This is a genomic window from Martelella alba, from assembly GCF_006516955.1.
GTDB lineage: Bacteria > Pseudomonadota > Alphaproteobacteria > Rhizobiales > Rhizobiaceae > Martelella > Martelella alba.
On the sequence record NZ_VHLG01000009.1, the window covers coordinates 33,528 to 59,297 of the forward strand.

The 25,770-nt window shown below is 58.1% G+C and carries 22 protein-coding genes and 1 tRNA gene; 14 read left to right on the top strand and 9 right to left on the bottom strand.

The features are described 5' to 3' along the window. Positions 1-366: 366 nt before the first annotated feature. Both FJU08_RS13760 and FJU08_RS13765 read left to right on the top strand, forming a co-directional pair. On the top strand, positions 367-1,080 hold the full coding sequence (locus FJU08_RS13760) for a DUF599 domain-containing protein (protein ID WP_141149599.1): 714 nt from the start codon (positions 367-369) through the stop codon (positions 1,078-1,080). Continuing rightward, positions 1,077-2,030: an acetyltransferase domain-containing protein gene (locus tag FJU08_RS13765; RefSeq protein ID WP_141149600.1), complete on the top strand. Its 954-nt coding sequence runs from the start codon at positions 1,077-1,079 to the stop codon at positions 2,028-2,030. The genes FJU08_RS13760 and FJU08_RS13765 overlap by 4 nt, the downstream gene beginning before the upstream one ends. Before the next feature lie 42 nt (positions 2,031-2,072). On the opposite strand, the gene FJU08_RS13770 is transcribed toward FJU08_RS13765, so the two are convergent. Together FJU08_RS13770 and mgtE are read right to left on the bottom strand one after the other, a co-directional pair. Continuing rightward, positions 2,073-2,462: a MerR family transcriptional regulator gene (locus tag FJU08_RS13770; protein ID WP_141149601.1), complete on the bottom strand. Its 390-nt coding sequence runs from the start codon at positions 2,460-2,462 to the stop codon at positions 2,073-2,075. Positions 2,463-2,529: 67 nt separating this feature from the next. Then, on the bottom strand, positions 2,530-3,945 hold the full coding sequence (gene mgtE, locus FJU08_RS13775) for a magnesium transporter (protein WP_141149602.1): 1,416 nt from the start codon (positions 3,943-3,945) through the stop codon (positions 2,530-2,532). A gap of 287 nt (positions 3,946-4,232) precedes the next feature. On the opposite strand from mgtE, the gene FJU08_RS13780 reads away from it, so the two are divergent. The 3 genes from FJU08_RS13780 (at position 4,233) to FJU08_RS13790 (ending at position 9,637) form a co-directional block, all read left to right on the top strand. Beyond that, positions 4,233-6,539 (top strand): FdhF/YdeP family oxidoreductase, encoded by a 2,307-nt coding sequence (locus tag FJU08_RS13780; protein ID WP_141149603.1) that lies wholly within the window; start codon positions 4,233-4,235, stop codon positions 6,537-6,539. Then, positions 6,536-6,835, top strand: coding sequence for a hypothetical protein (locus FJU08_RS13785; RefSeq protein ID WP_141149604.1), 300 nt, complete (start codon positions 6,536-6,538; stop codon positions 6,833-6,835). Before FJU08_RS13780 ends, FJU08_RS13785 begins: the two co-directional genes overlap by 4 nt. A gap of 219 nt (positions 6,836-7,054) precedes the next feature. After that, positions 7,055-9,637 (top strand): putative bifunctional diguanylate cyclase/phosphodiesterase, encoded by a 2,583-nt coding sequence (locus FJU08_RS13790; RefSeq protein ID WP_141149605.1) that lies wholly within the window; start codon positions 7,055-7,057, stop codon positions 9,635-9,637. A gap of 186 nt (positions 9,638-9,823) precedes the next feature. Here the strand turns inward: FJU08_RS13790 and FJU08_RS13795 are convergent, their stop codons facing one another. Next, the gene (locus tag FJU08_RS13795; RefSeq protein WP_141149606.1) at positions 9,824-10,600 is read right to left on the bottom strand and encodes an undecaprenyl-diphosphate phosphatase; all 777 of its coding nucleotides are present in this window, start codon (positions 10,598-10,600) and stop codon (positions 9,824-9,826) included. Between the two features lie 9 nt (positions 10,601-10,609). After that, the gene (locus FJU08_RS13800) at positions 10,610-11,236 is read right to left on the bottom strand and encodes a DedA family protein (RefSeq protein ID WP_181409850.1); all 627 of its coding nucleotides are present in this window, start codon (positions 11,234-11,236) and stop codon (positions 10,610-10,612) included. A 324-nt stretch (positions 11,237-11,560) separates the two neighbouring features. Between FJU08_RS13800 and FJU08_RS13805 the strand changes: the two genes are divergently transcribed. Beyond that, positions 11,561-11,941, top strand: a complete 381-nt coding sequence (locus tag FJU08_RS13805) for a DUF4189 domain-containing protein (protein WP_141149607.1) — start codon at positions 11,561-11,563, stop codon at positions 11,939-11,941. Positions 11,942-12,211: 270 nt separating this feature from the next. Further along, entirely contained in the window at positions 12,212-14,467 is a 2,256-nt protein-coding gene (locus FJU08_RS13810) for a molybdopterin-dependent oxidoreductase (RefSeq protein ID WP_141149608.1), read from the top strand. A 472-nt stretch (positions 14,468-14,939) separates the two neighbouring features. Here FJU08_RS13810 and FJU08_RS13815 read toward each other — a convergent pair. Beyond that, positions 14,940-15,024 (bottom strand) — tRNA-Leu (locus FJU08_RS13815). Positions 15,025-15,714: 690 nt separating this feature from the next. Between FJU08_RS13815 and FJU08_RS13820 the strand changes: the two genes are divergently transcribed. From FJU08_RS13820 to FJU08_RS13830, 3 genes are all read left to right on the top strand, one after another. Next, positions 15,715-15,858, top strand: coding sequence for a DUF1127 domain-containing protein (locus FJU08_RS13820; RefSeq protein WP_141149609.1), 144 nt, complete (start codon positions 15,715-15,717; stop codon positions 15,856-15,858). A 225-nt stretch (positions 15,859-16,083) separates the two neighbouring features. Continuing rightward, positions 16,084-16,227 (top strand): DUF1127 domain-containing protein, encoded by a 144-nt coding sequence (locus tag FJU08_RS13825; protein WP_141149610.1) that lies wholly within the window; start codon positions 16,084-16,086, stop codon positions 16,225-16,227. Between the two features lie 274 nt (positions 16,228-16,501). Continuing rightward, the gene (locus FJU08_RS13830; RefSeq protein ID WP_141149611.1) at positions 16,502-17,614 is read left to right on the top strand and encodes a pyridoxal phosphate-dependent aminotransferase; all 1,113 of its coding nucleotides are present in this window, start codon (positions 16,502-16,504) and stop codon (positions 17,612-17,614) included. Between the two features lie 20 nt (positions 17,615-17,634). Here the strand turns inward: FJU08_RS13830 and FJU08_RS13835 are convergent, their stop codons facing one another. Next, a complete protein-coding gene (locus FJU08_RS13835; RefSeq protein WP_235890706.1) occupies positions 17,635-17,883 on the bottom strand; it encodes a sel1 repeat family protein in 249 nt (82 codons plus the stop codon). Between the two features lie 270 nt (positions 17,884-18,153). Next, on the bottom strand, positions 18,154-18,852 hold the full coding sequence (locus FJU08_RS13840) for a glutathione S-transferase N-terminal domain-containing protein (protein WP_141149613.1): 699 nt from the start codon (positions 18,850-18,852) through the stop codon (positions 18,154-18,156). 109 nt (positions 18,853-18,961) lie between these two features. On the opposite strand from FJU08_RS13840, the gene FJU08_RS13845 reads away from it, so the two are divergent. Then, positions 18,962-20,458, top strand: coding sequence for an AMP nucleosidase (locus FJU08_RS13845; RefSeq protein ID WP_141149717.1), 1,497 nt, complete (start codon positions 18,962-18,964; stop codon positions 20,456-20,458). Positions 20,459-20,464: 6 nt separating this feature from the next. Here FJU08_RS13845 and FJU08_RS13850 read toward each other — a convergent pair whose 3' ends face one another. Continuing rightward, the gene (locus FJU08_RS13850) at positions 20,465-21,376 is read right to left on the bottom strand and encodes a diacylglycerol/lipid kinase family protein (protein ID WP_141149614.1); all 912 of its coding nucleotides are present in this window, start codon (positions 21,374-21,376) and stop codon (positions 20,465-20,467) included. 359 nt (positions 21,377-21,735) lie between these two features. Further along, positions 21,736-23,394, bottom strand: coding sequence for an electron transfer flavoprotein-ubiquinone oxidoreductase (locus FJU08_RS13855; RefSeq protein WP_141149615.1), 1,659 nt, complete (start codon positions 23,392-23,394; stop codon positions 21,736-21,738). A 237-nt stretch (positions 23,395-23,631) separates the two neighbouring features. Here FJU08_RS13855 and FJU08_RS13860 point away from each other — a divergent pair, with 237 nt between their 5' ends. The 3 genes from FJU08_RS13860 (at position 23,632) to FJU08_RS22780 (ending at position 25,713) form a co-directional block, all read left to right on the top strand. Then, positions 23,632-24,420 (top strand): SDR family oxidoreductase, encoded by a 789-nt coding sequence (locus FJU08_RS13860; RefSeq protein ID WP_141149616.1) that lies wholly within the window; start codon positions 23,632-23,634, stop codon positions 24,418-24,420. A gap of 53 nt (positions 24,421-24,473) precedes the next feature. Then, positions 24,474-25,346 (top strand): uracil-DNA glycosylase, encoded by an 873-nt coding sequence (locus FJU08_RS13865; RefSeq protein ID WP_141149617.1) that lies wholly within the window; start codon positions 24,474-24,476, stop codon positions 25,344-25,346. Positions 25,347-25,554: 208 nt separating this feature from the next. After that, on the top strand, positions 25,555-25,713 hold the full coding sequence (locus tag FJU08_RS22780; protein ID WP_181409851.1) for a hypothetical protein: 159 nt from the start codon (positions 25,555-25,557) through the stop codon (positions 25,711-25,713). The last annotated feature ends 57 nt before the right edge of the window (positions 25,714-25,770 follow it).

Consider the following 25,770-nt stretch of genomic DNA (forward strand, 5'->3'; position numbering starts at 1 on the left):
TGTCTTTCAATCTGCTCAAGTCTGCTGTTCAGACAGCGACAAAGAGATATACAAGTCCAAGGATGGCGCCAATACCGACCACGGCGCGAATGGTGATGCCCCAGCAGGACCTCTGTACGGTGTCTTCCATGATAACTCCGTTTGTCACTTTCCCATCCGGCAGTGGGAAGTTGCCGTGATGATGGTTACCCCTTTATTAAAATCTGTAACATTTCGCAATCATAAAAAGGCGAAATTGTGTGTTAGTGGCGGGGCACGGCTTGCAATAGACTGTTCCGGCAGGCAAATCTCCCTCAAAAGGCCATACTGGTTAATCAGAGATCAAATCTCAGTGATTCGGCCGCGACACAGGGCCCGGAGCCGCAAATGACCAATATCGATGCCCTGGCACTTCTGTTCTTTCTACTGACCTGGGTGCTGTTCGACCGGGTGGTTTCCGGTACATGGCGGCTGACCCGACGCATGAGCCTCAGTGAGGCGATGATGGTACATCGCAAGCGCTGGATGATCACCTCGCTGACACGTGACCTGAAGATGATCGATACACAGATCCTCTCCGGCCTGCAGAACGGCACAGCCTTTTTCGCCTCGACATCAATCTTCGCGATCGGCGGCTGCTTTGCGCTGATGGGCGATGCAGACCGCGCACAGAGCCTGTTTTCCGACTTACCCGGCTGGCTTCAGGGCTCACGCCTCGCCTTCGAAATCAAGGCTGGCGGCCTGGCGGCAATCTTTGGCTATTCCTTTTTCAAATTTGGCTGGTCCTACCGGCTGTTCAATTACAACACCATTCTCTTTGGTGCGCTGCCAATGATGCGCGACACCGATGCCGACCGCAAACAGGCGGAATCCGCTGCGGAAAAGGTCGCCGAGGTGAACATTCTCGCTGCACGCCATTTTAACGCCGGACTTCGCGCCATCTTCCTGTCCATTGGATATCTCGGCTGGTTTCTCAGCCCCTATATCTTTATCGCCACGACGGCCTTTGTCTTTGTGATCCTGACCCGCCGGCAATATTTCTCACCGGCAAGGGCGGTGATCGTCGAGGCCATATCCCCTGCAACCCGGACCAGCGAATGACAATCTTAAACGTCTCCAACGCCGCACTGACGCAAAAGGCGCCGCGCCCGCGCATCCACATTCTGGATGCCGCCCGCGGCATCGCCCTGATCGCCATGGCGATCTATCATTTCACCTGGGACCTTGATCATTTCGGCTATGTCGATCCGGGGCTTTCCACCCGGGGCGGTTTCGCCATCTTCGCCCATGCCATCGCGGCGAGCTTTCTCTTCATCGCCGGTTACAGCCTCTATATGGCCCATGGCCGGCAGTGGCGAATGCGCGCCTTTGCCAAAAGGCTTGCCATTCTGGTTGTCGCAGGCGCCGCCATCACCGTGGTTTCGATCATCACCACGCCCAATGCCATCATCTATTTCGGCATTCTGCAGGCGATTGCCGTCTCCAGCATTATCGGCCTCGCCTTCGTGCGGCTTCCAGCCCCTGTCACACTTGTTGCCGGCATTGCCGCCTTCGCCTTGCCCTTCTTCATCCGTCCGGAATTCTTCGATCCACGTTATCTGGCCTGGATCACCATGCCGGCCCATCCACCGATCTCGAATGACTACGTGCCGCTTCTACCCTGGATCGGACCCTTCCTGATCGGTATCGCCGCAAGCCGACTCACTCTGCCATGGCTGAAGACGGCCTCGCTATGGCCAAAACGTGAGAATGGCTTCACCTTTCTCGGCCGGCACAGCCTGATCTTCTACCTGCTGCACCAGCCCGTGCTCTTCGGGCTTGTCTTCCTTGCAACGCTTTTCGTGCCGCCGGACCTCAGCCCTGCCTATCTCTCCAGCTGCCAGACCTCCTGCGAGGCGAGCGACAGTGCAGCCTTCTGCACATCTTATTGCAGCTGCACACTCGACAGGCTGAAAGAGGCCAAGCTGTTCACACCGCTGATGCATGATGAGACCACCGATGGCGATGCCATCCGCCTCAATCAAATCGCGATGATGTGCAGTGTGAACTGATGCGCCTTCGGGCCGGCTCCAGCCGGCCCCTGTCTGCCCCGGTCAGGTGCCGACGCCAATCTCCGCCAGCCGGGTGAGGAAAGTCTCCTCGGCATTGTCGAGTTCCTGAAGAATGTCATCGATATCGCGACGCTTCTGCCGAAGGTCATTGCGGCGCGTCTCGATCATTTTAAGGCTTGTCTTGAGCTGGTCTATCTCGCTCGGCGGGCGCTTCAAAAGGTCGAGAACCTCGCGGATTTCGGCGATCGTCAGGCCGATCCGCCGGCTTCTCAGAATATCCTTGATCAGACGGCGTTCGTACTCTCCGTAGAGCCTTGTACGGCCGCGCCGTTCCGGCTGCAGCAGGCCCTCATCCTCGTAGAACCGAAGCGTGCGGGTCGAAACGTCAAACTCACGCGTCAGCTCCGTGATCGAGTAATACTTCTTGTTCACCTGAACCCCATCCAAAAGTCACAAAAAATCTAATATAATCAACATAATAAACGACTCGAAAAACAAATCAAATATGAAACCACCAAGTTGCGATACCGAGGAAGGAGAAAAATCCGCAAACATCGGTGATCGTGGTCACGAAAACGGCTGACGATGTCGCCGGATCTGCGCCAAAGCGATCCAGCACCAGCGGCACCAGAATGCCAGCCATAGCGGCAGCAAACATGTTGATGGTCATCGCGGCCGCGACAACACCGCCCAACTGCGGACTGTTGAACCAGAAGCCGGCAATGATCGCAATCAGGATCGCAAAGACGAATCCGTTAAACAGGCCAACCCCCGCCTCACGACGGATGATACGCCCGGCATTGTAAATGTCGAGATCACGTGTCGCCAAGGCCCGCACGGCGACGGTCATGGTCTGGGTTCCGGCATTGCCACCCATTGAGGCAACGATCGGCATCAATACGGCAAGTGCGATCATCTGGGCAATGGAATCGTCGAACAGGCCAATCACGCTTGCGGAAAGAAAGGCGGTCGCGAGGTTGATCAGCAGCCAGCCGAAGCGCGAGCGCACTGCAGCACGAATATTGTCAGACAGTTCTTCGTCACCGACACCAGCCAGACGCTTGATGTCCTCATCGGCCTCTTCATGGATCACGTCAACGACGTCATCAATCGTCAGGACGCCGACAAGACGGCCGTTATCGTCGACGACGGCGGCGGAGAGCAGGTCATATTGTTCAAAGACCTGTGCGGCCTCCTCCTGGTCCATCTCGGCGGGCACCGGATGGTTGGTCTCGCGCATGATCGTCTCGATCTTTACATTGCGCTTGGTGCGCAGGATCCGGTCGAGATCAACGGTACCCAGGAGCCGGAAGGTCGGATCAACAACGAAAATCTGCGAGAAACTGTGTGGCAGATTCTCATCCTCACGCATGTAATCAATGGTCTGACCGACCGTCCAGAAAGGCGGCACGGCGACAAACTCGGTCTGCATACGCCGGCCGGCCGAGCTTTCTGGATAGTCCAGTGACCGGGTCAGCCGTATCCGCTCGGTAAAGGGCAGCCGCGACAGGATCTCGTCGCGATCCTCATCCTCAAGGTCTTCAAGAATGTAGACGGCGTCATCCGAATCCAGCGCGCCGAGCGCGGTGGCGATCTTGTCGTTCGGCAGGGCTTCGATGATTTCGAGACGGATTGCCTCATCAACCTCGGTCAGCGCCGTCATGTCAAAGTCGTCGCCGAGGAGACTGACCAGCCCCGGCCGCAGGTCTGAATCGAGTGATTCCAGCAGGTCACCAAGTTCCGATTCGTGCAGCCGCGCAACATTCAGGCGCAGAAAATCGACATTCTGCGTCTCGATCGCGTGCTCGACCTCTTCGAGGAAATCCGAGCGCACCACCCCGTCGTCGGTATAAATGTCGACCAACGGTTCGCGCTGTTCGGTCTGGCTGAACGGATCATTGCCGAGCTCTGTCATGCCGAAGCCCTCAATCTGAACGAAACGCGGCTCACGCCGGTTCTTTAGGTTGTGATCGTCAATACCCTCGCGCGCGTATCAGGCTCTTCAGAGCAAGCCCGGCGAACTGCGTGACTAGCTAGCGCAATAGATGCTTCAGGTCCAGCGCGTCCATAGGGCAATTCTGCCACCTGCGGCGTTATTCCGTTGACCATCGGCAAAATTGATTTGCGACAGTTTCATATTGAAAAACAGCAATTGAAGGCGCAAACCGTAGCCATAAATGAAATTCAGCCCGGATGAAGACAATGGCAGACAGGACAAAAGCAGATAAGGGGTCCAGGGCGGCCGGTGGCTGGCCCGCTTTATTGGCCTCGGGCAAGCATCTCGTTGCCAGCGGTGCGCCGCTTGCCGGCATGCATGCCCTTTCCAAGGCCAATCAGGCCGATGGCTTTGATTGTCCTGGCTGCGCCTGGGGCGATCCCGAGCATGGATCATCCTTCGAATTCTGTGAAAACGGCGTCAAGGCGGTATCCTGGGAGGCGACAGAGCGGCGTAGCGGCCCCTCCCTTTTCGAACAGCACACGGTTTCCGAACTGGCCGGCTGGAGCGATTATGAGCTTGAAAATCATGGTCGCCTGACAAAACCCATGCGCTACAATGCCGAGCGCGACCGCTATGAACCGGTCAGCTGGGAGGATGCATTTTCCGGCATTGCCGAGCGCCTCAAGGCGCTGGAAAGCCCGCATCAGGCCGAGTTCTACACGTCCGGCCGCGCCAGCAACGAGGCTGCCTTCATCTACCAGCTGTTTGCCCGCATCTTCGGCACCAACAATATGCCGGACTGTTCCAACATGTGCCATGAGGCTAGCGGCGTTGGCCTGAAACAGGCCATCGGCATCGGCAAGGGCACGGTCCGGCTGGAGGATTTCGAGCAGGCGGATGCGATCTTCGTCGTTGGCCAGAACCCCGGCACCAATCATCCGCGTATGCTGGGAGACCTCAGGCGCGCGGCAGACCGTGGCGCCCGGATCGTCGTCTTCAACACGCTGCGCGAGCGCGGCCTTGAGCGCTTCGCCGATCCGCAGCGTAAAATGGAAATGATACGCAACGCATCCGCCCCCATTGCCAGCGATTACTACCAGCCGGCGCTTGGCGGCGACATGGCTGTGTTCCGCGGCATGGCGAAAGTGGTGCTTGAAGCGGACCGCCAGGCGCGCGCAGCCGGCGGACCGCCGGTTCTTGATGATGCCTTCATCGCCGAACACACATCCGGCCTTGAGACCTATATCACCATGGTCGATGCGACTGAGTGGCGTGAGATCGAGGACCAGTCCGGCCTGTCGCGCGCCGAAATTGAACAGGCTGCCGGAATATTCATGGCATCCGAACGGGTCATCTGCACCTGGGCCATGGGCATCACCCAGCACCAGCATTCGGTGATCACCATCCGTGAAATTGCGTCCTTCATGATGCTTCGCGGCCAGATTGGCCGGCCGGGTGCGGGTCTCTGCCCTGTCCGCGGCCATTCCAATGTCCAGGGCGACCGGACGATGGGCATCAATGAAAAGCCGCCCGCGGCTTTTCTCGATGCGCTTGAGGAGGTCTTCGGCTTTTCCCCGCCGCGCGATCATGGCAACAGCACGATCGGCGCGATCGGCGCCATGCTTTCAGGTCAAGCCCGTGCCTTTATTGGGCTTGGCGGCAATTTCGCCCGCGCGGTCCCTGATAGCGGTTTGATCGAGAAAGCGCTGCGCGGCCTCGACCTGACGGTCCATATCGCCACCAAGCTCAATGCCAGCCATACCATGCCGGGGCGCCACGCCTATATCCTGCCCTGCCTTGGCCGTACGGAAATCGACGAGAACGCCGCTGGCCAGTCGCAACTGATCACGGTTGAGGATTCCATGAGCATGGTGCATGGCTCGGCCGGCATCAACAAGCCGGCATCACCTGACCTCCGTTCGGAGATCGCGATCCTTGCCGGTATTGCAGAGGCCACCGTTGGCAGTGATGTCGTCGACTTTTCGGCGCTGGCGCAGGATTATGACCTGATCCGCGATCTGATCGCAAAGACCATTCCCGGCTTTGACGACTTCAACAAAAGGGTACGCAAACCGCGCGGCTTCTACCTCGGCAATTCGGCGGGTGAACGGCGGTGGGACACCACCACCGGCAAAGCCAATTTCAACGACCGGCCGCTGCCCGCCGAAACGGTATTTCAGGCACGCGGGAGTCAGAAAAACCACTTCGTGCTGCAGACCATGCGCAGCCATGATCAATATAACACGACGATCTACGGCATGGATGACCGCTATCGCGGGGTCTATGGTGAACGCCGGATCATCTTCGTCAATCCCGACGACATAGACGACCTCGGGGCTGCATCCGGCGATCTCGTCGAGATTGTCGGGCCCGACGATAACGGCGTGACGCGGATTGCCGAAGGCTTCAAACTGATCGCCTATGATATTCCGCGCGGCTGCATTGCCGGCTATTTTCCCGAGCTGAATGTACTCGTCCCGCTTTCAAGTGTCGGCGAACTCAGCGAAACGCCGACATCAAAATCCATCCCGGTCCGTCTTGTCCCCACCATGGTACAGCCGGCGGCATGAGTGACATCGCAGACCAGAGCGGATGGCAGGCCCTGGCGGCAGGACTGATGGAGCAGGACCGTTTCGATGCCGTAGCCGCCTGCATCCTCGCCTTGGCGCTTGTCGACAAGGCCAGAGACAGCCGGACGGCAGCACGCCTGCTCGAAACCGGCCATGCTCTCGTCCTGCGCAGTCTTGTGACTTTGGCAGAAGAACCGGCTCTCATTGCGATAGACAGACGCGACGAACGGACAATGCGCAGTTTTTACCATGTGACAGAGCAGGCACTGGCCTTGCGCAACCAGTTTTACAAGTGATAATGTCGCAAACTTATGAATTCGCAATAATTTCGGACTTCAGAAGAAAAACGTTAAAGTGGTTTGCAGGTCGCGCAGCCATTAGGCCTTGTCGCGTGAACTGCCTTCTCATTTAGAATTCGCCCGTGCTTCGTTTCCGCTGCCGGGCTGCACATGTTAAACCGGTGAGCAGGACCCGCTTTTAGAGCCTCGACCGACAGACTGCCTTCGGGAGCGTGAATGGCGGAACAAAGCAAAGATTTGCCACGGCACACAGTCAACGTCAAAGCCTTCATCCTTCTGGTGACGCTCTTTTTCGTCGCTTTAGGGACAGGTATTTTTTTCGCCGACAATTTTATCCGCACAACGATCGAACACAGCTATCGCCAGCAGACGCTTGAACGGCTGAAGGGCTTTTCGACGGCGCTGAAGAGCACGATCGAGAATATTGACCGGATGGGCTCGGTCATCAACCAGACGCTGTCGCTCAATCCGCCTGCGGCCAAGGCCGCAGCAAAGACCTATCTTACGAAGGTGGACTGGCTCGAAACAGCAATTTTGCATGACGCTCAAGGCCAGACCAGTGTGGTGAGCAACCCGCAGCTTGATCCCGCCGAACAGCTCACGCCTGCTGTTTCAAACGGAGAAAACCGCAGCATTTCCGGCCCGATCACACTCAATGACGGACGTAAGGTGTTGGTTTTCCACTTCCGCGATGGGCCGGTGGAAACCGATCTCGTTGCCGATCTTCAGGAGTTGCTTGGCGAGGTCGGCCTGATCGAATTTGAGAGCGATTTCAATTTCGCAATTCAAGCTGACCTTCTCTCCGCCGCGAACAAGCACCTGCTGATCAGCCATAGCGGGATCGATGATGGCAGTGCCGTCATCAATGGTGTCGACATTGCCGGAAATCGCTGGACGCTTTCAGCAAGTCCCAAAACCGGTTGGGGCTCAACGAATGACTGGCGCGAAACGATCCGCATTGCCATGATTCTGGTCGCCCTGTCCTACCTTGTCCCGGCAACTCTGGTGTTCCTGCTTTTGCACGCCCGCGCCCGCGCCCGCCGGGACATCAACACAAACAGACGAGAAATCAACGCGTTGTCGCAAAGGCTTGCCGTTGCCCTTGAAGCTTCGAATATCGGAATGTGGGAGCAGGACATGGAGACTGGCGACCAGATCTGGGACGAGCGGCTGCAGCAGATCTATGGCGTCACGGGCAGCGGTGAACGCCACAGCTATGCGGACTGGCTGTCACGGATTCATCCGGAAGACCGCAAGCTCTATGAGGAGGTCGGCTTTCGCGGCAGTTCAAAGCAGAATGGCTATCAGCGGCAATTCCGCATCATCACCCCCGATGGCAAGATCAAGGTCATGCGATCGGCGAGCAACAGTTTCCACGACGCAGACGGCAAGCTGAAGATTGTCGGCATAAACTGGGACGTCACTGCCGATTTCATGCTGCAGCAGGAACTGGCCAGCTCCAAGGCCACCGCCGAGGCCCGCAATAGCGAACTGGAACGGGCACGGCGGGAGATGGAAGATATCGCTCTGCATGATGCGCTGACCGGCATCGCCAATCGCAGCCACTTCGAACGACGGCTCGAGGAGCTGCAAAAGGCCGGCCCGCTGCCGCGCGATGCGACCATCATGCTGATCGACCTCGACGGCTTCAAGACAATCAACGACACGATGGGGCATTTCTTCGGCGATGAAGTGCTGAAATATGCCGCCGATGTGTTTTCACATGCAATTGAGCCAAGTGATTTCCTGGCCCGCACCGGCGGCGACGAATTCGTCATCCTGATGCAGCATGACGGGCACGCCAACGCGCTGGCGCAGCAGATCATCTCCAAATTCAACATGCCGGTCACCATCGGCCGCCGTGCCTGCCGGATCGGCGCGAGTATCGGCATTGCCCGTGCTCGTGACGAAGGCGACACGGCCGGCCAGCTGCTGATCAAGGCTGACCTTGCGCTTTACGAGGCCAAGCGGCGTGGACGCGGCCAGATCGCCCACTATTCCGAAGCACTGATGACGGAAACGGTCGAAACCAAACTGGTGGCCGATGAACTGCTTGAGGCCCTGGAGAACGGCCAGATCGTCCCCTATTACCAGCCACTCTTCGATGCCGAGACCGGAGCGCTTGCCGGCGTTGAGGCCCTTGCACGTTGGGAACATCCAGAACATGGATTGCTGTCACCGGACCGCTTTCTGGAGACTGCCGAGCGAATCGGTACGATCAAGAAGGTCGATCTGTGCATTTTCGAACGCGCCCTGGCCGATGTGGCCGAATGGAACGCCACGGAAATGCAGGTCCCGGCAATCTCGGTGAACATTTCGGCCCAGCGCCTTTCCGACCCCGAATTAATGCACGAACTTTCCGGACGACCGAAGCCAAAGGCAGAGCTTCATTTCGAACTGCTGGAATCCATTCCCTTTGATCAGGAAGATGACGAGCTGACCGAAACACTGAATGCTCTGCGGGCACTCGGGACGGCCATTGATATCGACGATTTCGGCTCTGGCTATGCCTCTCTCGTCGGCTTGCTCAACGTTCGACCCAACCGGCTCAAGATCGCCCGTCAGCTCGTACAGCCAATTCTGGTATCTGAAGAGCGGCGGCGTGTGGTGCAGACCATCATTGGCATCGGCCGCTCGCTTGGCATCGATGTGGTCGCCGAGGGTGTGGAAAGCATGGCGCATGCTGAGATGCTGCGCGATCTCGGCTGCAGCAAGCTGCAGGGCCACGCCTTTGCCCGCGCCATGTCTCGTGAGGATTTCACCATCTATGTGACGAACAAGGCCTGGCAGAAGCCGTAAACGCCCCGCTGACTTCAGCATCGGCCCGACAAGGCATGTTCACCCGGACGGACCTGGATCGACGGAGGCCTCTCGGGCAGCCGCGACAGAGACAGGCCAGGCGGACGCCCCCTCTATCAGCCGGAAATGACAACGGCGCGGAATATCATCCGCGCCGCTTCTGACCAAATAACACCGTCTGACACATCAGATCAGGATCAACAGACCGAGGCCGAAGACGATACGATAAATCGCAAAAGCTGTGAAACGATGGGTGCGGATATAGCCGAGCAGCCATTTGACGGCGATGAAAGCGGTGATCATCGAGACGACAAAAGCAACGCCGAGTGCGCCCCAGTCTTCATGCGTTGAACCGGAGCTCAACGAGCCATAAAGCTCAACGGCGCTGGCCGCATACATGGTTGGAATGCCGACAAGGAAGGAAAATTCCGTCGCCGCGGAGCGGTTGCTGGTGCCGGCCAGCATGGCGGCGAAAATGGTGGCGGCGGAGCGCGACGTGCCGGGGAAAATTCCGGCAACGATCTGTGCGATGCCGACAATGATGGCAACCGTCCATGTGATCTTGGAGCGATTTGGTTTGCCCTCTGCAAGCTTTTCAGCCCCCATCATCCAGAAGCCGCCGATAATCAGCGCCCAGGCGATCGGCTGGATCGCATCAGGAAGCGTAAAGCCGAGCTTCTTGGCAATAAGCCCTAAAACAGCCGTCACGAGGAAGGCTGCAGACAGCTTGATCAGATAGTCACGGTTATCGGGGTCACGCCACCCGAACAGAAGCGACATCAGCCGCTTCCAGTAGATGAAGGTAACGGCAAGAATGGCACCCGCCTGAATGACGATATTGAACGTGTCTGAACGTTCACCAAGCCATTGCTCAGCGATAATCAGATGGCCGGTACTGGAAATCGGCAGAAATTCGGTGATGCCTTCAATGATGCCCAAAATGGCAGCGTTCAGATAATCCATTATAGATTCCTAGATATCGTCCTGGGATTTACGGAATTTGTGAAACAGATAAAGCAAAATACTGAAGGCGATCATAATGGCGATCGCCAGATGGAAGGAATGCATCATCTCACGCAGCCACGGGCTGTTCTGCCAGGCCTTGCCAAGGCGGAAGCCAATGAAGGCGAGCACGAAACACCAAGGCCATGAACCAAGGAAAGAGTAAAGCTGAAACTTCCATTGCGGCATCTTCGAAATGCCAGCCGGCAACGAGATGAAACTTCGAACAATCGGCAAAAGCCGGGCGATGAAGACGGCTGCAGCCCCATAGCGATCAAAAAAGCGGACCACTTTCTCAATCTCGGCATGGTTTATGAGGATATAGCGCCCCCATCGCTCGATGAAGGGGCGACCGCCGTAATATCCGGCGAGATAGGCCAACGTTGAACCGATATTGCAGCCGACAGCGCCAACTGTCGCGGCGATGATCAGATCCATATGACCGATGGAGGCGAGATAGCCGGCAAAAGGCATCACCACTTCGGAAGGAATCGGCAGGCAGGCCGACTCCAGAGCCATAAGAATGCCGACCGCCCAATAGCCTGCGGAATCGATCGTTGACATGATGTAGGTGCTGAGTTCAGCGGTAATCGACATGGTGTCGCATTTTCCCGGAATTACATAGAACAGCCGTTTCGTGCCATTGGGTCTGATCAGTCACGCCCAACTCAACAAAGCCTAAGCTCCCATGTTCGCGGGCGGAAACGCAAGTCCTGATAATTTACAAAAACGTAAGCTCTGCTTGTCCGCTGCTGCTGGCAGGCAGTGCAACATTGTATTCAATAAGACGCGACCACAGGGAATACAATGCCACAATAACTGGCCGCATCAACATCTTCCAGTTGGCAGAATTACGGCTCACACCTAATACTAAGAGCCGTCATGTCAGTGGTTGCATGACTGCGACGAGAGGAGAGAGGAATGAGGAGAGTTCTGTACGTTGCCATTCTGCTTTGCGCTTCGGCCATCGGAGCTCATGCTGCCGATGACTGGAACGCGATGGCACTGGATGACGACACACTGAATGTCGGCATGGCATCCAGTCAGCCGAGCCAGCAACAGGCGGAAGATACGGCCAAGCAGCAATGTATGAGCGCTGGCGGCAAGAGCTGCAGCACGGTCTTTGCGCGCGAGGGCGGATGCCTGGCGATTTCCCGCGATGAATCGGGTTCCAGCGTCGGTATCGGTATGGAGGACACGATCGAGGAAACCGTTGTCGAGGCACTGAAACAGTGCATCAATGGCGGCAAACACCCATCCTGCACCGTGCACACCAATTATTGCAGCGGTACCGGCTCATGAATGAAAGTCGCGCCGGGAAAGCTTCCCCTTGGCCGGCGCGGCTTTCCCAAAATCGCCTCGGATAAGGTCTGCGGCAGTGACTGCACGTAACTTCACAAGAGACCGGAGCAGCTTCATATAGCGGATCGGCACCGCACCGCGCGCACCCGCGCGCAGCACCCACAGCGGTGTACGCCTTGCAGCCTGCGCGCTATGAGGCGTTTTCGAAGCGGCAATTTAAGGCTAACCTGACACGGCAGGAAGACCAGGACAGGAACAGGAGACAGGCGCATGGCCGAGGACCAGACCAGGCGGACAAGGGTGACATCAAGTCATTGGGGCGCCTTTGAGGTGGATATCGAGGGCGATCGGCTCGTCGCCACCCGGCCATTTTCGCGCGATCCCAACCCTTCGGCCATTCCCGCATCAATCCCTGCCGCAGTGCACCACAAAAGCCGCATCGCACGGCCGGCAATCCGGCGCGCCTGGCTGGAGCGGCATGAACGCAGCGGTCGCGGCAGTGATGATTTCGTGGCACTGCCCTGGGACGAAGCGCTCGACATCGCCGCAACAGAGATCGGTCGGATCCTGCGCGAGCACGGCAATGAAGCGATTTATGGCGGCTCCTATGGCTGGAGTTCTGCCGGCCGGTTCCACCATGCCCAAAGCCAGGTCCACCGTTTTCTCAACAGCATTGGCGGCTATGTCGCCTCCTTCGGCAGCTACTCCACCGGCTGCGCCCAGTCGATCATGCCGCATGTTTTCGGCGTCAACTTTCTCAAACTGCTCTATGAGCACCAGGACGGCTGGCAGACGATCCATGATCATACCGAAACGCTGGTAATGTTTGGCGGGATCAACCCGAAAAATTCCCAGGTGAGCATGGGCGGCATTACCGAGCATGAAACGGCCAGCTGGTTCGACCGCTTTCATGCGCGCGGCATGAAGCTCATCAATATCGGTCCGCAGCGCGGCGATGCCCCGCCCGGCAGCGAATGGATTGCGCTTCGCCCCGCCTCCGATACCGCGCTGATGCTGGCACTGGCCTATGTGCTGGAAAGCGAAGGCCTGGCCGACCACGCCTTTCTGGATCGCTATACCTGCGGCTTTGACCGCTTCCGCCCTTATCTGATGGGGGAAAGCGATGGTCAGCCCAAAAGCCCGGAATGGGCCGAACCGCTTTGCGGCGCAGCGCCTGATGCCATCCGGGCGCTTGCGCGCCGCATGGCATCAACCCGCACGCTGATCACCGTTGCCTGGTCACTCCAGCGCGGTGAACACGGCGAGCAACCATACTGGATGTCGGCGGTTCTGGCGGCCATGCTTGGCCAGATCGGCCTGCCCGGCGGCGGTGTCGGCTATGGCTATGGAGCCATTGGCGGTGTCGGAAAATCGCTCGTCGGCATGCGGGGCATGACATTTTCCCAATTCGAAAATCCGGTAAAAAAGGTCATTCCCGTCGCCCGTGTCGGCGACATGCTGCGCCATCCCGGCGAACTTTATGATTTCAACGGCAGGCGCGAGCCCTATCCTGATATCCGCCTGATTTACTGGGCTGGCGGCAACCCCTACCATCATCATCAGGACCTGAACGCCCTGCACGAAGCCTGGCAACGGCCCGAGACCATTATCGTCAACGAACCCTGGTGGACGGCAACCGCCAAACGGGCCGATATCGTTTTCCCGGCCACCACACCTTATGAACGCGAAGATATCGGCCGGTCCAATCTTGACGACTATCTCTTCCACATGCCCAAGCTGATCCCGCCCGTGGCAGAAGCACGCGATGATTACGACATTTTCACCGGGCTTGCAGAGCGCCTTGGTGCCGGCGAGACCTTTACCGGAGGCAGAAGCGCGGATGAGTGGATAACGCTTCTCTATGAGGAGTTCCGCAGCCTCGCCGCAGCGCAGGACATCGTCGTGCCGGATCTTGACGGCCTGCGCGCCAGCAACTGGGTCCGTCTGCCCATCAAGGATGACGGGCCCAACCGCACGCTTTTCGCGCCTTTCCGGGAGGATCCCGACGCGTCCCCGCTTGGCACGCCTTCAGGCCGGATCGAGATCTTCTCGGACCGGATCGATGGCTTCGGTTATGATGACTGCCCCGGCCATCCGGTCTGGCTGCCACCATCGGAATGGCTGGGTACGGCCACAGAGCAGATGCCGCTGCATCTGGTCTCGCCGCAGCCCGGCGACAAGCTGCACAGCCAGCTGGAATGCGCCCTGGCCGACTGCGACGGCGCAAGGCCGGCAACGCTGATCATCCATCCGCAGGATGCAAAGCAGCGCGGCATCAAAAGCCGCGACCTCGTGCGCGTTTTCAACGCCCGCGGCGCCTGCCGGGCCCGTGCGCTGATCTCCGATGATATCCATCCACAGGTGGTCGCCCTGCCGACCGGCGCCTGGTACGGCGACCCCTCTGACAATATTGACCCGGACGGAAACCCCAATGTGCTGACAAAAGATGTCGGCACATCGCGCCTTGGTCAGGGCTGCAGCGCGCATACGGCGCTGGTGGAGGTCGCACCGCTCACCGCCTCATAGCATGGATGAGAGGAACGCGACGATGCTCAGCCTTTCAGCTGCTCTGACGCTTGTTGCCCCCTTTCCTGTGCATGTTTCAGCCGCGCCCTCCCCGCAGTTTGATTGCAGCAAGACGGAGGGCCCGGCTGAAACGCTGACTTGCGCCGCCCCGTTGCTTGGCGCTTTGGATCAGCGCCTGGCAGCACGTTATGCGGCGGAGATGCATGTGGCGTAAAAAAACATCTGCAAAAAGGTCTTCTGAACCACCGGTGTCTCAGACAACCGCTTGGAGTCGGAAACGGCAGTACGCTCGGGCGCAGTCTGAGTGCAGGCCGAAACAGGAGCGCAGCTGCAGGAAAGAAAAGTTCCAGCCCAGGCCACGCAAATCGGATTGGAGGGCAGCAAGGCACCGATAGAAATGGTGTCAGGAGAGGACAAATCTCGAACCGAAACCCGCGCTTTGGGTTGGTAGGCGGCAAAGCGCGGATAAAGATGGTGCGCGTGAAGGGACTCGAACCCCCACACCTTTCGGCGGCAGGACCTAAACCTGCTGCGTCTACCAATTCCGCCACACGCGCAAGGCTGCCCTTCATAGGGCAGTTGCCACGTCGTTGCAAGCGGTGAGACAGGGAAGGAAGGCCAGGTAACACTTCGCTGCAAGTCAGCGCTAGACCTGATCCGTTTCGCGTGACGGCACACTCTATTGCCCGTGTTTTCGCCAGTTTTCAGCTATCTGCGAACCCGTCAAATATTGGCATGCGCAAAATGCATATCTTCCATGTTCAGATGGCACTCCAATTCCGCCACATTCCTGCGTATAACAAAATCAACGAAGCGACGGAGACCTAACAAGCCAAAGCGGTTTGGAATTGAGTTCGTCGCAAACCCGCATCGCGGGATACAAGAGTTTCGAAGTCGCGTACTCCTCCTCCCAACGCGCTTCGATAAGGGTGACGGCACTCCTCCTCCCAGTCGTCAGCCACACCAAATGACGCTCACCGGATCCTCCTCCCCCGGTGAGCGTTATTTTTTTGCCGATATGCATGTTTACCGGCAAAGAGCACCCTGTCGCACCAAACTTTCTGCCTTCTCGCTTTCTGCCGACCGGTCCTGACCGTTTTTCGGGCAGATTTTCGCGCCAGCCGTGCAATCAGCGCATAGGCGACACGATCAACGCGCGCTCCCGGTCACGCCGCGACAGGCGTATATTCACGACATCAAAAAGAGAGGCGCAAGACGCGCCGGAGACCGAAGAAAGAGGTGTCGACATGATGATGGTTCGCTCGTTCAGCAATTGGCTCAAATATCGTCAGGCCGTTTCACAACTCAGCCACTTGAACGCAAGAAAGCTGGCAGATGTCGGTATCGCCCCTGCAGAAATCCGCGCCGTTGCCCGCAAGGCCTGCTTCTGAGCCGCTCGCCACCCTACCCGCTGCCGCAGCAGTCCTTCTGCTGAAAGGACCTGAACAGGCACTGCAATAGCCTTAATTTCAGCCATATATCCTCGATTGCCTACAAAATAGTCGACACTTCGCATAAATGCATGGCAGTTGCACAAGCTTTGCACACCATTTTCGAAAAATACCGACTATATGAACGGGCAAGGCAACAAGCCAACAAAAATCGAGGAAGCACTCATGAACCCCTTTCGACTGACTGGCGCATGGCTCAGCTATCGCCGCACCCGTAGCCAGCTGCGTCGGCTGAGCGATTATGAACTGAAGGATATCGGCCTTACCAGCTCCGATATTGACCGCGTAGCTGCACGGGCTTTCCGTTGATCTGCGCGCAGCACGGCGATTTCGCCGCGCTGAGACTGCATGAAGCTTACCGCTGGCATGTCGGCAAAAGGAGAACCTTCGGGCAAGACCTTGCCGATATGCAGAGAAGCTCACGTGAAATGACCTACGAGTAGACGGCGCCCCTCCCTGCGGCGCCGTTTTCTTTTGTGCTTTCGTGACAACGCATATCATCGCCGGATCAATGCACTTGTCAGAGCGTCATTTCCGCCTATGTTGGGGCACTTTTTCTGAGAAGCATTCTGGAAGTCTGCCCATGTCGACCTTTGGCCGTTTCACCCCGCTGATCAACGCATTGCCTTCAACGGTTCCCTTTGTCGGGCCGGAAGCGCTGGAGCGCATCTATGGCAGGCCGATGCAGGCCCGCATCGGCGCCAATGAAAGCGGTTTCGGCCCTGCACCCTCGGTGATCCGCGCCATGCAGGAACAGGCTGGCTCGGTCTGGATGTATGCGGATCCGGAACATTTTGAGCTGAAACAGGCCATCGCCACACATCACGGCCTGTCGCCGAAGAACATCGTGATAGGCGAAGGGGTGGACAGCCTTCTGGGCCTCACCGTCCGGCTGGTGGTGGAAAAGGGCACCAAAGTCGTTACCTCAAAAGGCGGCTACCCGACTTTCTCATACCATGTCGACGGTTTCGGCGGTGAGCGTATTGGCGTCGCCTATGACGGCGACCGCGAAAATCTGCCCGGCCTTCTTGAGACTGCCATCCGCGAAGACGCGACCATGGTCTATTTCGCCAATCCCGATAATCCGATGGGCAGCTGGTGGGAGGCTGAGGATGTGCTGGAATTCGCCCGTGCCCTGCCGGAAACCTGCCTGCTTGTCCTGGATGAAGCCTATTGCGAATGTGGTCCGCTGACGGCCTTCCCGGCAAGCGACAGCCTGATCGATCTGCCGAATGTGCTTCGTTTCCGCACCTTCTCCAAGGCCTACGGTCTGGCTGGCGCGCGCGTCGGCTATGCCATGGGCGCACCGGAAACAATCGCCATGTTCGACAAGATCCGCAATCATTTCGGCATGCCGCGCCTCAGCATTGTTGCAGCACTCACAGCGCTTGCCGATCAGCCTTACTTGCAGGCCGTCATCGGTCGCATTCGCGAATCGCGTGATGAAATCGGGCGGATTGCCGCGGCAAACGGATTTGAAGCCCTGCCCTCGGCCACCAATTTCGTCGCGGTTGATTGTGGCCGCGATGGCGCCTATGCCCGCGCCATTGTTGACGCGCTCGGCAAGCGCGGCGTCTTCATCCGGATGCCGGGCATTGCCCCGCTTGATCGCTGTATCCGCATTTCGACGGGCCCCTCCGCCGATATGGAGCTGCTGGAAGCAGCATTGCCGGCCGTTCTCGCAGAACTCGGCTGAACCGCCAGCAACCTAATTTCTCAGTGCAGCGTCATCCACTGGCGCGCAGCGCGCAGCGCCCGCGCCAGTTCATCCTTGCTCATATGGAGCGCCAGTTCCGACCGATAGCGTTCGGCTTTCTCGTCACCGGCAATCGCCGCGATATTCAACCACTTATGCGCCTCAACAAAATCGGCAGGTCCGTCATGGCCGGCCGCTGCCCGCAATCCGAGCCTGAGGCAGGCTGCAGTGTTGATGCGGGCAAGCGGCGTGTCTTCGGCCATATACATTGTCATTCTCCTATCACCTGTGCCGTCATTGCGGCCACGGAGCCTTCTGGCCCTTCGTTGAAATCGACAATGCCGCCGAGGCTTTAACAAATCTCCCAACGCATTTGCTTAACAAAATGGTTCAGCTGCGCCCCAGATCAGGGAACGCAATAAAATATATTAAAATCAATATGTTAAATTAATATTCTCGATTCAACATCGGTTTACCATCAAAAAAGCCGTCCAGCTTTTCCACAGCTGAACGGCTTTTGACGGTCATTTCTGGCGCTGTCAGCGCGCCTTCTGGCCGAACAGAACACTCTGTGCCCCCTTGTCGGAGGCGAGGTTCATCTTGGCGCGCTCATCCTGCCCGACGGCAAGGCCACGCTTGACAGCCGGGCGGTCGATCACCGTCTCATACCAGCGCTTCAGATGCGGGAAGTCATCAAGGCTCTGGCCCTGCGCCTCATGCGACTTGACCCAGCCGATCGAGGCCATATCGGCGATGGAGTAATCACCACCGAGATAGTCGACCTCGGCAAGACGCGTGTTCATCACGCCGTAGAGACGGTTGACCTCATTGGTATAGCGGTTGATGCCATATTCGATTTTCTCAGGCGCATAATTGCGGAAATGATGCGCCTGCCCCGCCATGGGGCCAAGACCGCCGATCTGCCAGAACAGCCATTCCTCGACGGCAACCCGCGCGCGCTCGTCTTCGGGATAGAATTTTTTAAACTTGCGGCCGAGATATTGCAGGATCGCCCCGGATTCAAACACCGAGATCGGCGCACCGCCGGGACCGTCGGGATCGACGATTGCGGGCATGCGGTTATTCGGCGAGATCTTGAGGAAATCCGGCTTGAACTGGTCGCCCTTGCCGATATTCACATAATTGACGTTGTAGGGAACGCCTGCTTCTTCCAGGAAAATGGTGATCTTGTAACCGTTTGGAGTCGGCCAATAATAAAGCTCAATCGGTGTGTTCACGACAAATCTCCTTGTCTGTATGCTTCAAGATATAGCGAGGAATCGGCAGGTTAAAAGGGAGGTTGCCATGAGACGCATCCCCCTTGCCAAGCCCTTAAGGATCGGACCGATGCATTTGAATCATTCCCCCTTTACCGAAATCATCCGGCCAGAGCCGGTCGAACCGCGCCATTTTGGCGATGCGCGCGAGGCCGTGGAGGCCATCAAGGCACTCTACAAGCGCAATACCCGCTTCCTGATTGATGCCTTTGTCGGTCTGGCCAACGGCGCCGAAATCAAAGGACGGTATCGCGCCTGCTATCCGCAGGTCGGCATTGAGATCGGCAGCTACAGCCTGACCGATTCGCGCCTCTCCTTCGGCCATGTTGCCTCACCCGGCAGCTATACGACGACGCTGACCCATCCGGATCTCTTCGAGAACTATCTGATCGAACAGTTTGATCTGTTGATCCGCAACCATGGCGTTCCGCTGACGGTGTCCGAATCGGCCACACCCATCCCGCTGCATTTTGCCTTTGGTGAGAATGTTCATGTCGAGGCCAATGTCGCCGCCCTTGCCGATGTACCACTGCGCGATATCTTTGACACGCCTGATCTCAACACCACCGATGACCTGATTGCCAATGGCGAATATGAACCGGAACCCGGCGAGCCGCATCCGCTGGCGCCCTTTACCGCCCAGCGGATCGATTATTCGCTGGCGCGCCTCAGCCATTATTCGGCAACCAGTGCGGCGCATTTCCAGAATTTTGTGCTGTTTACCAACTACCAGTTCTATGTCGACGAATTCTGCGCCCATGCACGTAAGCTGATGGCTGAAGGCGGAGGCGGCTATTCGGCCTTTGTCGAACCGGGCAACAATGTCACGCTTGCAGGCGCCACGGAGCCGGAAGGTGGCTTCACCGGCATACGCCTGCCGCAAATGCCAGCCTATCATCTGAAGCGGCCGGACAATTCCGGCATCACCATGGTCAATATCGGCGTCGGCCCCTCCAACGCCAAGACGATTACCGACCACGTCGCCGTGCTGCGCCCGCATGCCTGGCTGATGCTGGGCCATTGCGCCGGTCTGCGCAATTCGCAACGCCTCGGCGACTATGTGCTGGCCCATGCCTATGTGCGCGAAGATCACGTGCTGGATGATGATCTGCCCGTCTGGGTGCCGATCCCGGCCCTTGCCGAAGTGCAGACGGCGCTGGAGGAGGCCGTTGCCGAGGTGACTGGCCTTGAGGGCTACGAGCTGAAACGCATCATGCGCACCGGCACCGTTGCCACCATCGACAACCGCAACTGGGAACTGCGCGACCAGTCCGGCCCGGTAAAGCGGCTGTCGCAATCCCGCGCCATCGCGCTCGACATGGAATCAGCAACCATTGCCGCCAATGGCTTCCGCTTCCGCGTGCCCTATGGAACGCTGCTCTGCGTCTCCGACCGGCCGCTGCATGGTGAGCTGAAACTGCCCGGTATGGCCACGGCATTCTACAAGACCCAGGTCAGCCAGCATCTTCACATCGGCATCATGGCGATGGAAAAGCTGGCAGCCATGCCGTCTGAGCGGCTCCACTCCCGCAAGCTCAGAAGCTTCTATGAAACGGCATTCCAGTAACAGTACTCAGCCATTCGCCAGCGGCGAACCGCGCGGGACAAACACATTCAGCGCGCGCGGCTGCTGGCGGATGGTCACATTGGCAATGCCGCCGAAAGGATCGCCATCAAGCGCCTGATCCGGCAGATCACTCTCGAAGTGAAGTGTCACCTCTTTCGGATAGAGCTTTATAATCGCATCACTTTCATCGACTCGGCCAGAGACGAAATCAAAAGCGAGGCGCCCAACGATATCGGCTTCCAGCGCCTTGATGAGATATAGCCCCAGCTGCCCGCCCTGTGGCTGGTCGGTATAGGGCAAGGTGTTGCGGTCAATCCGGTTATTGGTGACGCCGACATGGGAGAACAGCCCCTCGCCGCTGCCGGAATCGGTTTCATAGCGGAGACGGAATTGCGGCATATCGCCGAGCACATCCAGCCACGCCCGCAGACTGACCGAAAGCTTGCCCAGCCGTGACTGATAATCCATTGTCTCGCGTGAATGGATCATCTGTGCATGCAGCCCGGCGGAGAACTGGTGGATGAAAGGACGGCCATCGGCGAGCGGAATATCAACAGATGCGGCAACACCATCGGCCAGTTCGCCAAGGGCTGTATCAAGGTCGGTCGCAAAACCGAGTGCACGGGCGAAGAGGTTCATCGTGCCTGCCGGCAGCACGCCGAGGACTTTTTGCGTGCCGGAAAGCCGGGCCGCAGCCAGCGAAATCGTGCCGTCACCACCGCCGACCACAAGCCCGTCGAATTCAGCATTTTTTGCGGCATCATCCATGGCATGAATGACATCGCAGCCCGAAACCGGATCGCAGGTAAATTCATGCCCGGCCGCAGCAAAAGCGGCCTGCGCCTTGTCGCAAAAAGCCTTCAGATTGGTTGTCTTGAAGGTTCCGCCATCGCGATTGAAGATACCGATAAGCCGCATTGCTCAATTGCCTTTCCTGAAAGTCCCGCACTCAAGGACATCGCAGAACGATAACGCAGCAGCGACGGAAACGGCCCCCTATTGATGGCAAAAAAGGCACAGAACGGATCGGCGCCTCCTGATTGCTGATAAAGCCATTCAGATTGCATGCTTGAGGTGGAGTAGCGCCTCCCAACGTCGTCATCCCCGTGCTTGGTCCACGGGGATCCAGTTTCATCAGGCATTCAATAGAAAAGTTCTTGTCGCCGCGCAGACGCGCGTCGGCTGGATGCCTGTGGACCAAGCACAGGCATGACGTCAAAAAAAGGCGAGGTTTGTCAGCTGTCTGAGGCGCCGAGCGGATCGGCGCCTTCTGATTGCTACATGTTCGGGTAAACCGGCCCCTCACCGCCCTGGGGCGGCACCCAGTTGATGTTCTGGTTCGGATCCTTGATGTCACAAGTCTTGCAGTGAACGCAGTTCTGGGCGTTGATGACGAAGCTCATCGTGCCGTCCTTTTCCACCCATTCGTAAACGCCCGCCGGACAATAGCGTGTCGCAGGACCCGCATAGATCTCGTATTCGGATGATTTCTGCAGCGCCGGATCCTTCAGCTGCAGGTGGATCGGCTGGTCTTCCTCGTGATTTGTATTGGAGAGAAAAACGGAGGACAGCCGGTCAAAGGTCAGCACGCCATCAGGTTTGGGGTAGTCGATCGGCTTGTGCTTTGAAGCCGGTTCCAGCGAGGCTGCATCGGTTTTGCCATGGCCGAGGGTACCGAACAGCGAGAAGCCGAACAGCGTGTTGGTCCACATATCAAGCCCGCCAAGCCCGATGCCGATGAAAGTGCCGAACTTCGACCAGAGCGGCTTGACGTTGCGTACCAGCTTCAGATCCTTGCCGATCGGACTGTCGCGCCAGTCACTCTCAATCTCGGCGATCTCGTCATTGGCGCGTCCCGCAGCAAGCGCTTCGGCCACCCGTTCCGCCGCCAGCATGCCTGAAACCACGGCATTATGGCTGCCCTTGATGCGCGGCAGGTTGACGAAACCGGCAGAGCAGCCGATCAGTGCACCGCCGGGAAATGACAGTTTCGGCACGGACTGATAGCCGCCTTCGGAAATGGCACGCGCGCCATAGGAAATGCGCTTGGCGCCCTCAAAGGTCGCTGCGATCGCCGGATGGGTCTTGAAGCGCTGGAATTCTTCAAACGGAAAGAGGTAGGGGTTCTTGTAGTTCAGGTGAACAACAAAGCCGACGGCGACCTGATTGCCTTCCAGATGGTAGAGGAAGGAGCCGCCGCCCGTCTTGCCATCCAGCGGCCAGCCGAAGGAATGCTGCACCAGGCCGGGCTTGTGCTTTTCGGGATCGACTTCCCACAATTCCTTGATGCCAATGCCGAATTTCTGCGGTTCGCGGTCCTTGTCCAGCTCAAAGCGGGCAATCAGTTGCTTGGCCAGCGACCCACGTACGCCCTCGCCGATCAGCACATATTTGCCCAGAAGGGCCATGCCACGGGTGTAGTTGGGGCCGTGCGAGCCGTCACGCTCAATCCCCATGTCGCCCGTTGCAACGCCGATGACCTCGCCACCATCGCCATAGAGCACTTCAGCAGCGGCAAAGCCCGGATAGATATCCACACCCAGCGCCTCGGCCTTTTCGGCCAGCCAGCGACAGACATTGCCGAGCGAGACGATATAGCTGCCGTGATTGTTCATCAAAGGCGGCATCAGGATATTGGGCAGCGTGATGGAACCCGCTGGTCCCAGCAGCATGAAACGATCCTTGGTGACAGGCGTTTTGAAGGGGTGCCCCTCCTCATCGCGCCAGCCCGGCAGAAGCCGGTCAATGCCGACCGGATCGACAACCGCACCGGACAGGATATGCGCTCCGACTTCCGCACCCTTTTCCAGCACCACCACCGAAAGGCTCTCATCAAGCTGCTTCAAGCGAATGGCAGCGGCAAGGCCGGCAGGTCCCGCACCGACAATCACCACGTCGAATTCCATGCTCTCGCGCTCAGGCAATTCCTCTGCCATATCATCCCCTTGAACTGACCTAATGGTTAAGTTTTTCCACTATACAGCAAAATCACTTTTGCAGATATTGGTATCGCTGAAAGCTCCTTAGCTCAACTTTTCACAGACAAGTTTGATCAGGCACACATGGTTGCGCCCAATTCTGATTGATGTGCGCCCTCCGGGGCGGTTAATGTAGCGACCAAACGACCGACAGCCAGCCGATGGCTGGCCCCTAGAACAATAAGGAGACATCCCATGGACCTCGGAATCGCCGACAAGAAAGCGATCGTGCTCGCCTCTTCGCGCGGTCTTGGCGCCGGCATTGCCGAGGCGCTTGCCAAGGAAGGGGCTCATGTTCTGCTGTGCGGGCGCACGGGCGACAGGCTGGCCGCCAATTGCCGGAGCATCAATGAGACCACCAAGGGCAAGGCCGACTATGTCGTTGCTGATCTTTATGATGGCGGCTTCGTTGAAACCCTTCTGGCGGCGGCAAAAGAAAAACTCGGCCAGATCGATATTCTCGTCAACAATACCGGCGGACCGACGCCAGGCGGCGTTGCCGATATGACCCCGGAAAAGCTGACGAGCTTCTTCCAGGCCATGGTTCTGCGCCTTATCACACTCACCAATGCCGTCGTCCCGGAGATGAGGCAGCGCGGCTGGGGCAGGATCCTGACGGTTGCCTCTTCAGGCGTGATCGAGCCTATACCCAACCTTGCTTTGTCAAACACGCTGCGCTCGGCGCTGGTCGGCTGGAACAAAACGCTCTCGAGCGAAATCGCCGCCAGCGGTGTGACAGCCAATATCATCCTGCCAGGCCGGATTCACACCGACCGCATCGACGAACTCGACCACGCCAATGCCGAGAAAGCCGGTAGCAGCATTGAAGACGTTCGCAAGGCTTCGCTCGCCTCCATTCCTGCGGCAAGGCTCGGACGTGTGGACGAATTTTCTTCCGTCGCAGCCTTTCTTTGCTCCAAGCCGGCAAGCTATGTTACCGGAAGCCTTGTGCGCGTCGATGGTGGCGCCGCGCGCGGAATTTAAGCAATGCCAATTCGAGCCATGCAGCGACTGCATGAGGACCTGCCGACCGATCGATGATGACAGCGGAGCAACTCGCAGCTGAAGAACTCGCAGCCCTGATGCATTTCTATGCTGATTCGGGGGTCGATATTCTGTGCGAGGACCTGCCCGTCGATCTGACCGCGCTGAAGCCGGAGCAGCCAGCCCCCGCTGCCCCGCGCCATCGGCAAGTGCCGCCGGCGCGGCAGCCTGAGGCCACAGAAGCCCAGCGCCCGCCTGCCCCGCAACGCGCAGCACCGCAGGGTTCAGCGGCGAGCGCCATACCGAGTGATCCGGCAACGATTCCCGACGACCGGGCAATTGCCGATGCGCGTTTCGCTGCTGAGAGCGCACGCTCGCTTGGGGAGCTCAAACAGGCGCTTTCCAGCTTTGCCAGCTGCAATCTGCGCCACAACGCCCGCTCCACCATCTGCCTTGATGCCGCCGCGCCATCCGGCATCATGATGATCTGCGGTTTTCCGAACGGCGATGATGACCGCGCCGGCGCGGCGCTGTCCGGGCGCGCTGGTCAGCTTTTCGATGCCATGCTAGCCGCCATCGGCCTGTCGCGCGAAAACATCGCGCTGACGACGGCGATTCCGTGGCGCACGCCAGGTGACCGAAGCCCGACCATGTCCGAGGCGGAAATCTGCCGTCCCTTCATCGAACGGCAGATCGCCCTGGCGGAGCCAAAACACCTTTTGCTGCTTGGCAACTTTGCCAGCAGATTGCTGATCGACCGCGACAAGACCGTGTTTGACCTGCGCGGTGAGCTGCGTGACATCACAATCGGGAGCATGAAATTTCGCGCGCTTGCCACACTCGCCCCTTCCGAATTGCTGGCAGCCCCAACGAACAAGAAGCTGGCTTGGCGGGACCTTCAGCGCTTCCAGAGCGAAATCGCTTGAAAGTAAGGCAATTTCGCCTTGCAAATGCGCTTTTTTTGATCAAAACGACTGTTTCACGACATGGTCATGCAAATGGCGCATGGCTGCGTTTCGCCAGGTCACATTGCTGATGCAGGCGAAGAGGTTCATATAGGAAATGTGTCTTGGGAGGATGTGATGAACAGGAACCAAGGCAATGGGACCTTTAGAAGATATGGATGTATCTCGCATGCAGAATAACAGGCTTGCTCTTGAACTCGGCCGCTCGACCAATGGCTATCATGGCCAGCGCGGTATCGACCGGGCAATCGCAAAAGGTTTCTGCCGCGCAGACCGCCACCACGATGCCGGCATTTCGCGGCCGAGCCAGCGCGCCATCGGCGCCTGACAAGTTTTCGCTGCCCGTTCAATTCGGGCTGCGTCATGCAAAGTTTACATAGCTGCC

Bases quoted from the DNA above. Each gene is read 5' to 3' on its own strand.
- FJU08_RS13760 (WP_141149599.1), top strand. From the start codon at position 367: ATGACCAATATCGATGCCCTGGCACTTCTGTTCTTTCTACTGACCTGG.
- FJU08_RS13765 (WP_141149600.1), top strand. From the start codon at position 1,077: ATGACAATCTTAAACGTCTCCAACGCCGCACTGACGCAAAAGGCGCCG.
- mgtE (WP_141149602.1), bottom strand. From the start codon at position 3,945: ATGACAGAGCTCGGCAATGATCCGTTCAGCCAGACCGAACAGCGCGAA.
- FJU08_RS13780 (WP_141149603.1), top strand. From the start codon at position 4,233: ATGGCAGACAGGACAAAAGCAGATAAGGGGTCCAGGGCGGCCGGTGGC.
- FJU08_RS13785 (WP_141149604.1), top strand. From the start codon at position 6,536: ATGAGTGACATCGCAGACCAGAGCGGATGGCAGGCCCTGGCGGCAGGA.
- FJU08_RS13790 (WP_141149605.1), top strand. From the start codon at position 7,055: ATGGCGGAACAAAGCAAAGATTTGCCACGGCACACAGTCAACGTCAAA.
- FJU08_RS13795 (WP_141149606.1), bottom strand. From the start codon at position 10,600: ATGGATTATCTGAACGCTGCCATTTTGGGCATCATTGAAGGCATCACC.
- FJU08_RS13800 (WP_181409850.1), bottom strand. From the start codon at position 11,236: ATGTCGATTACCGCTGAACTCAGCACCTACATCATGTCAACGATCGAT.
- FJU08_RS13805 (WP_141149607.1), top strand. From the start codon at position 11,561: ATGAGGAGAGTTCTGTACGTTGCCATTCTGCTTTGCGCTTCGGCCATC.
- FJU08_RS13810 (WP_141149608.1), top strand. From the start codon at position 12,212: ATGGCCGAGGACCAGACCAGGCGGACAAGGGTGACATCAAGTCATTGG.
- FJU08_RS13820 (WP_141149609.1), top strand. From the start codon at position 15,715: ATGATGATGGTTCGCTCGTTCAGCAATTGGCTCAAATATCGTCAGGCC.
- FJU08_RS13825 (WP_141149610.1), top strand. From the start codon at position 16,084: ATGAACCCCTTTCGACTGACTGGCGCATGGCTCAGCTATCGCCGCACC.
- FJU08_RS13830 (WP_141149611.1), top strand. From the start codon at position 16,502: ATGTCGACCTTTGGCCGTTTCACCCCGCTGATCAACGCATTGCCTTCA.
- FJU08_RS13835 (WP_235890706.1), bottom strand. From the start codon at position 17,883: ATGTATATGGCCGAAGACACGCCGCTTGCCCGCATCAACACTGCAGCC.
- FJU08_RS13845 (WP_141149717.1), top strand. From the start codon at position 18,962: ATGCATTTGAATCATTCCCCCTTTACCGAAATCATCCGGCCAGAGCCG.
- FJU08_RS13850 (WP_141149614.1), bottom strand. From the start codon at position 21,376: ATGCGGCTTATCGGTATCTTCAATCGCGATGGCGGAACCTTCAAGACA.
- FJU08_RS13855 (WP_141149615.1), bottom strand. From the start codon at position 23,394: ATGGCAGAGGAATTGCCTGAGCGCGAGAGCATGGAATTCGACGTGGTG.
- FJU08_RS13860 (WP_141149616.1), top strand. From the start codon at position 23,632: ATGGACCTCGGAATCGCCGACAAGAAAGCGATCGTGCTCGCCTCTTCG.
- FJU08_RS13865 (WP_141149617.1), top strand. From the start codon at position 24,474: ATGATGACAGCGGAGCAACTCGCAGCTGAAGAACTCGCAGCCCTGATG.
- FJU08_RS22780 (WP_181409851.1), top strand. From the start codon at position 25,555: ATGCAGAATAACAGGCTTGCTCTTGAACTCGGCCGCTCGACCAATGGC.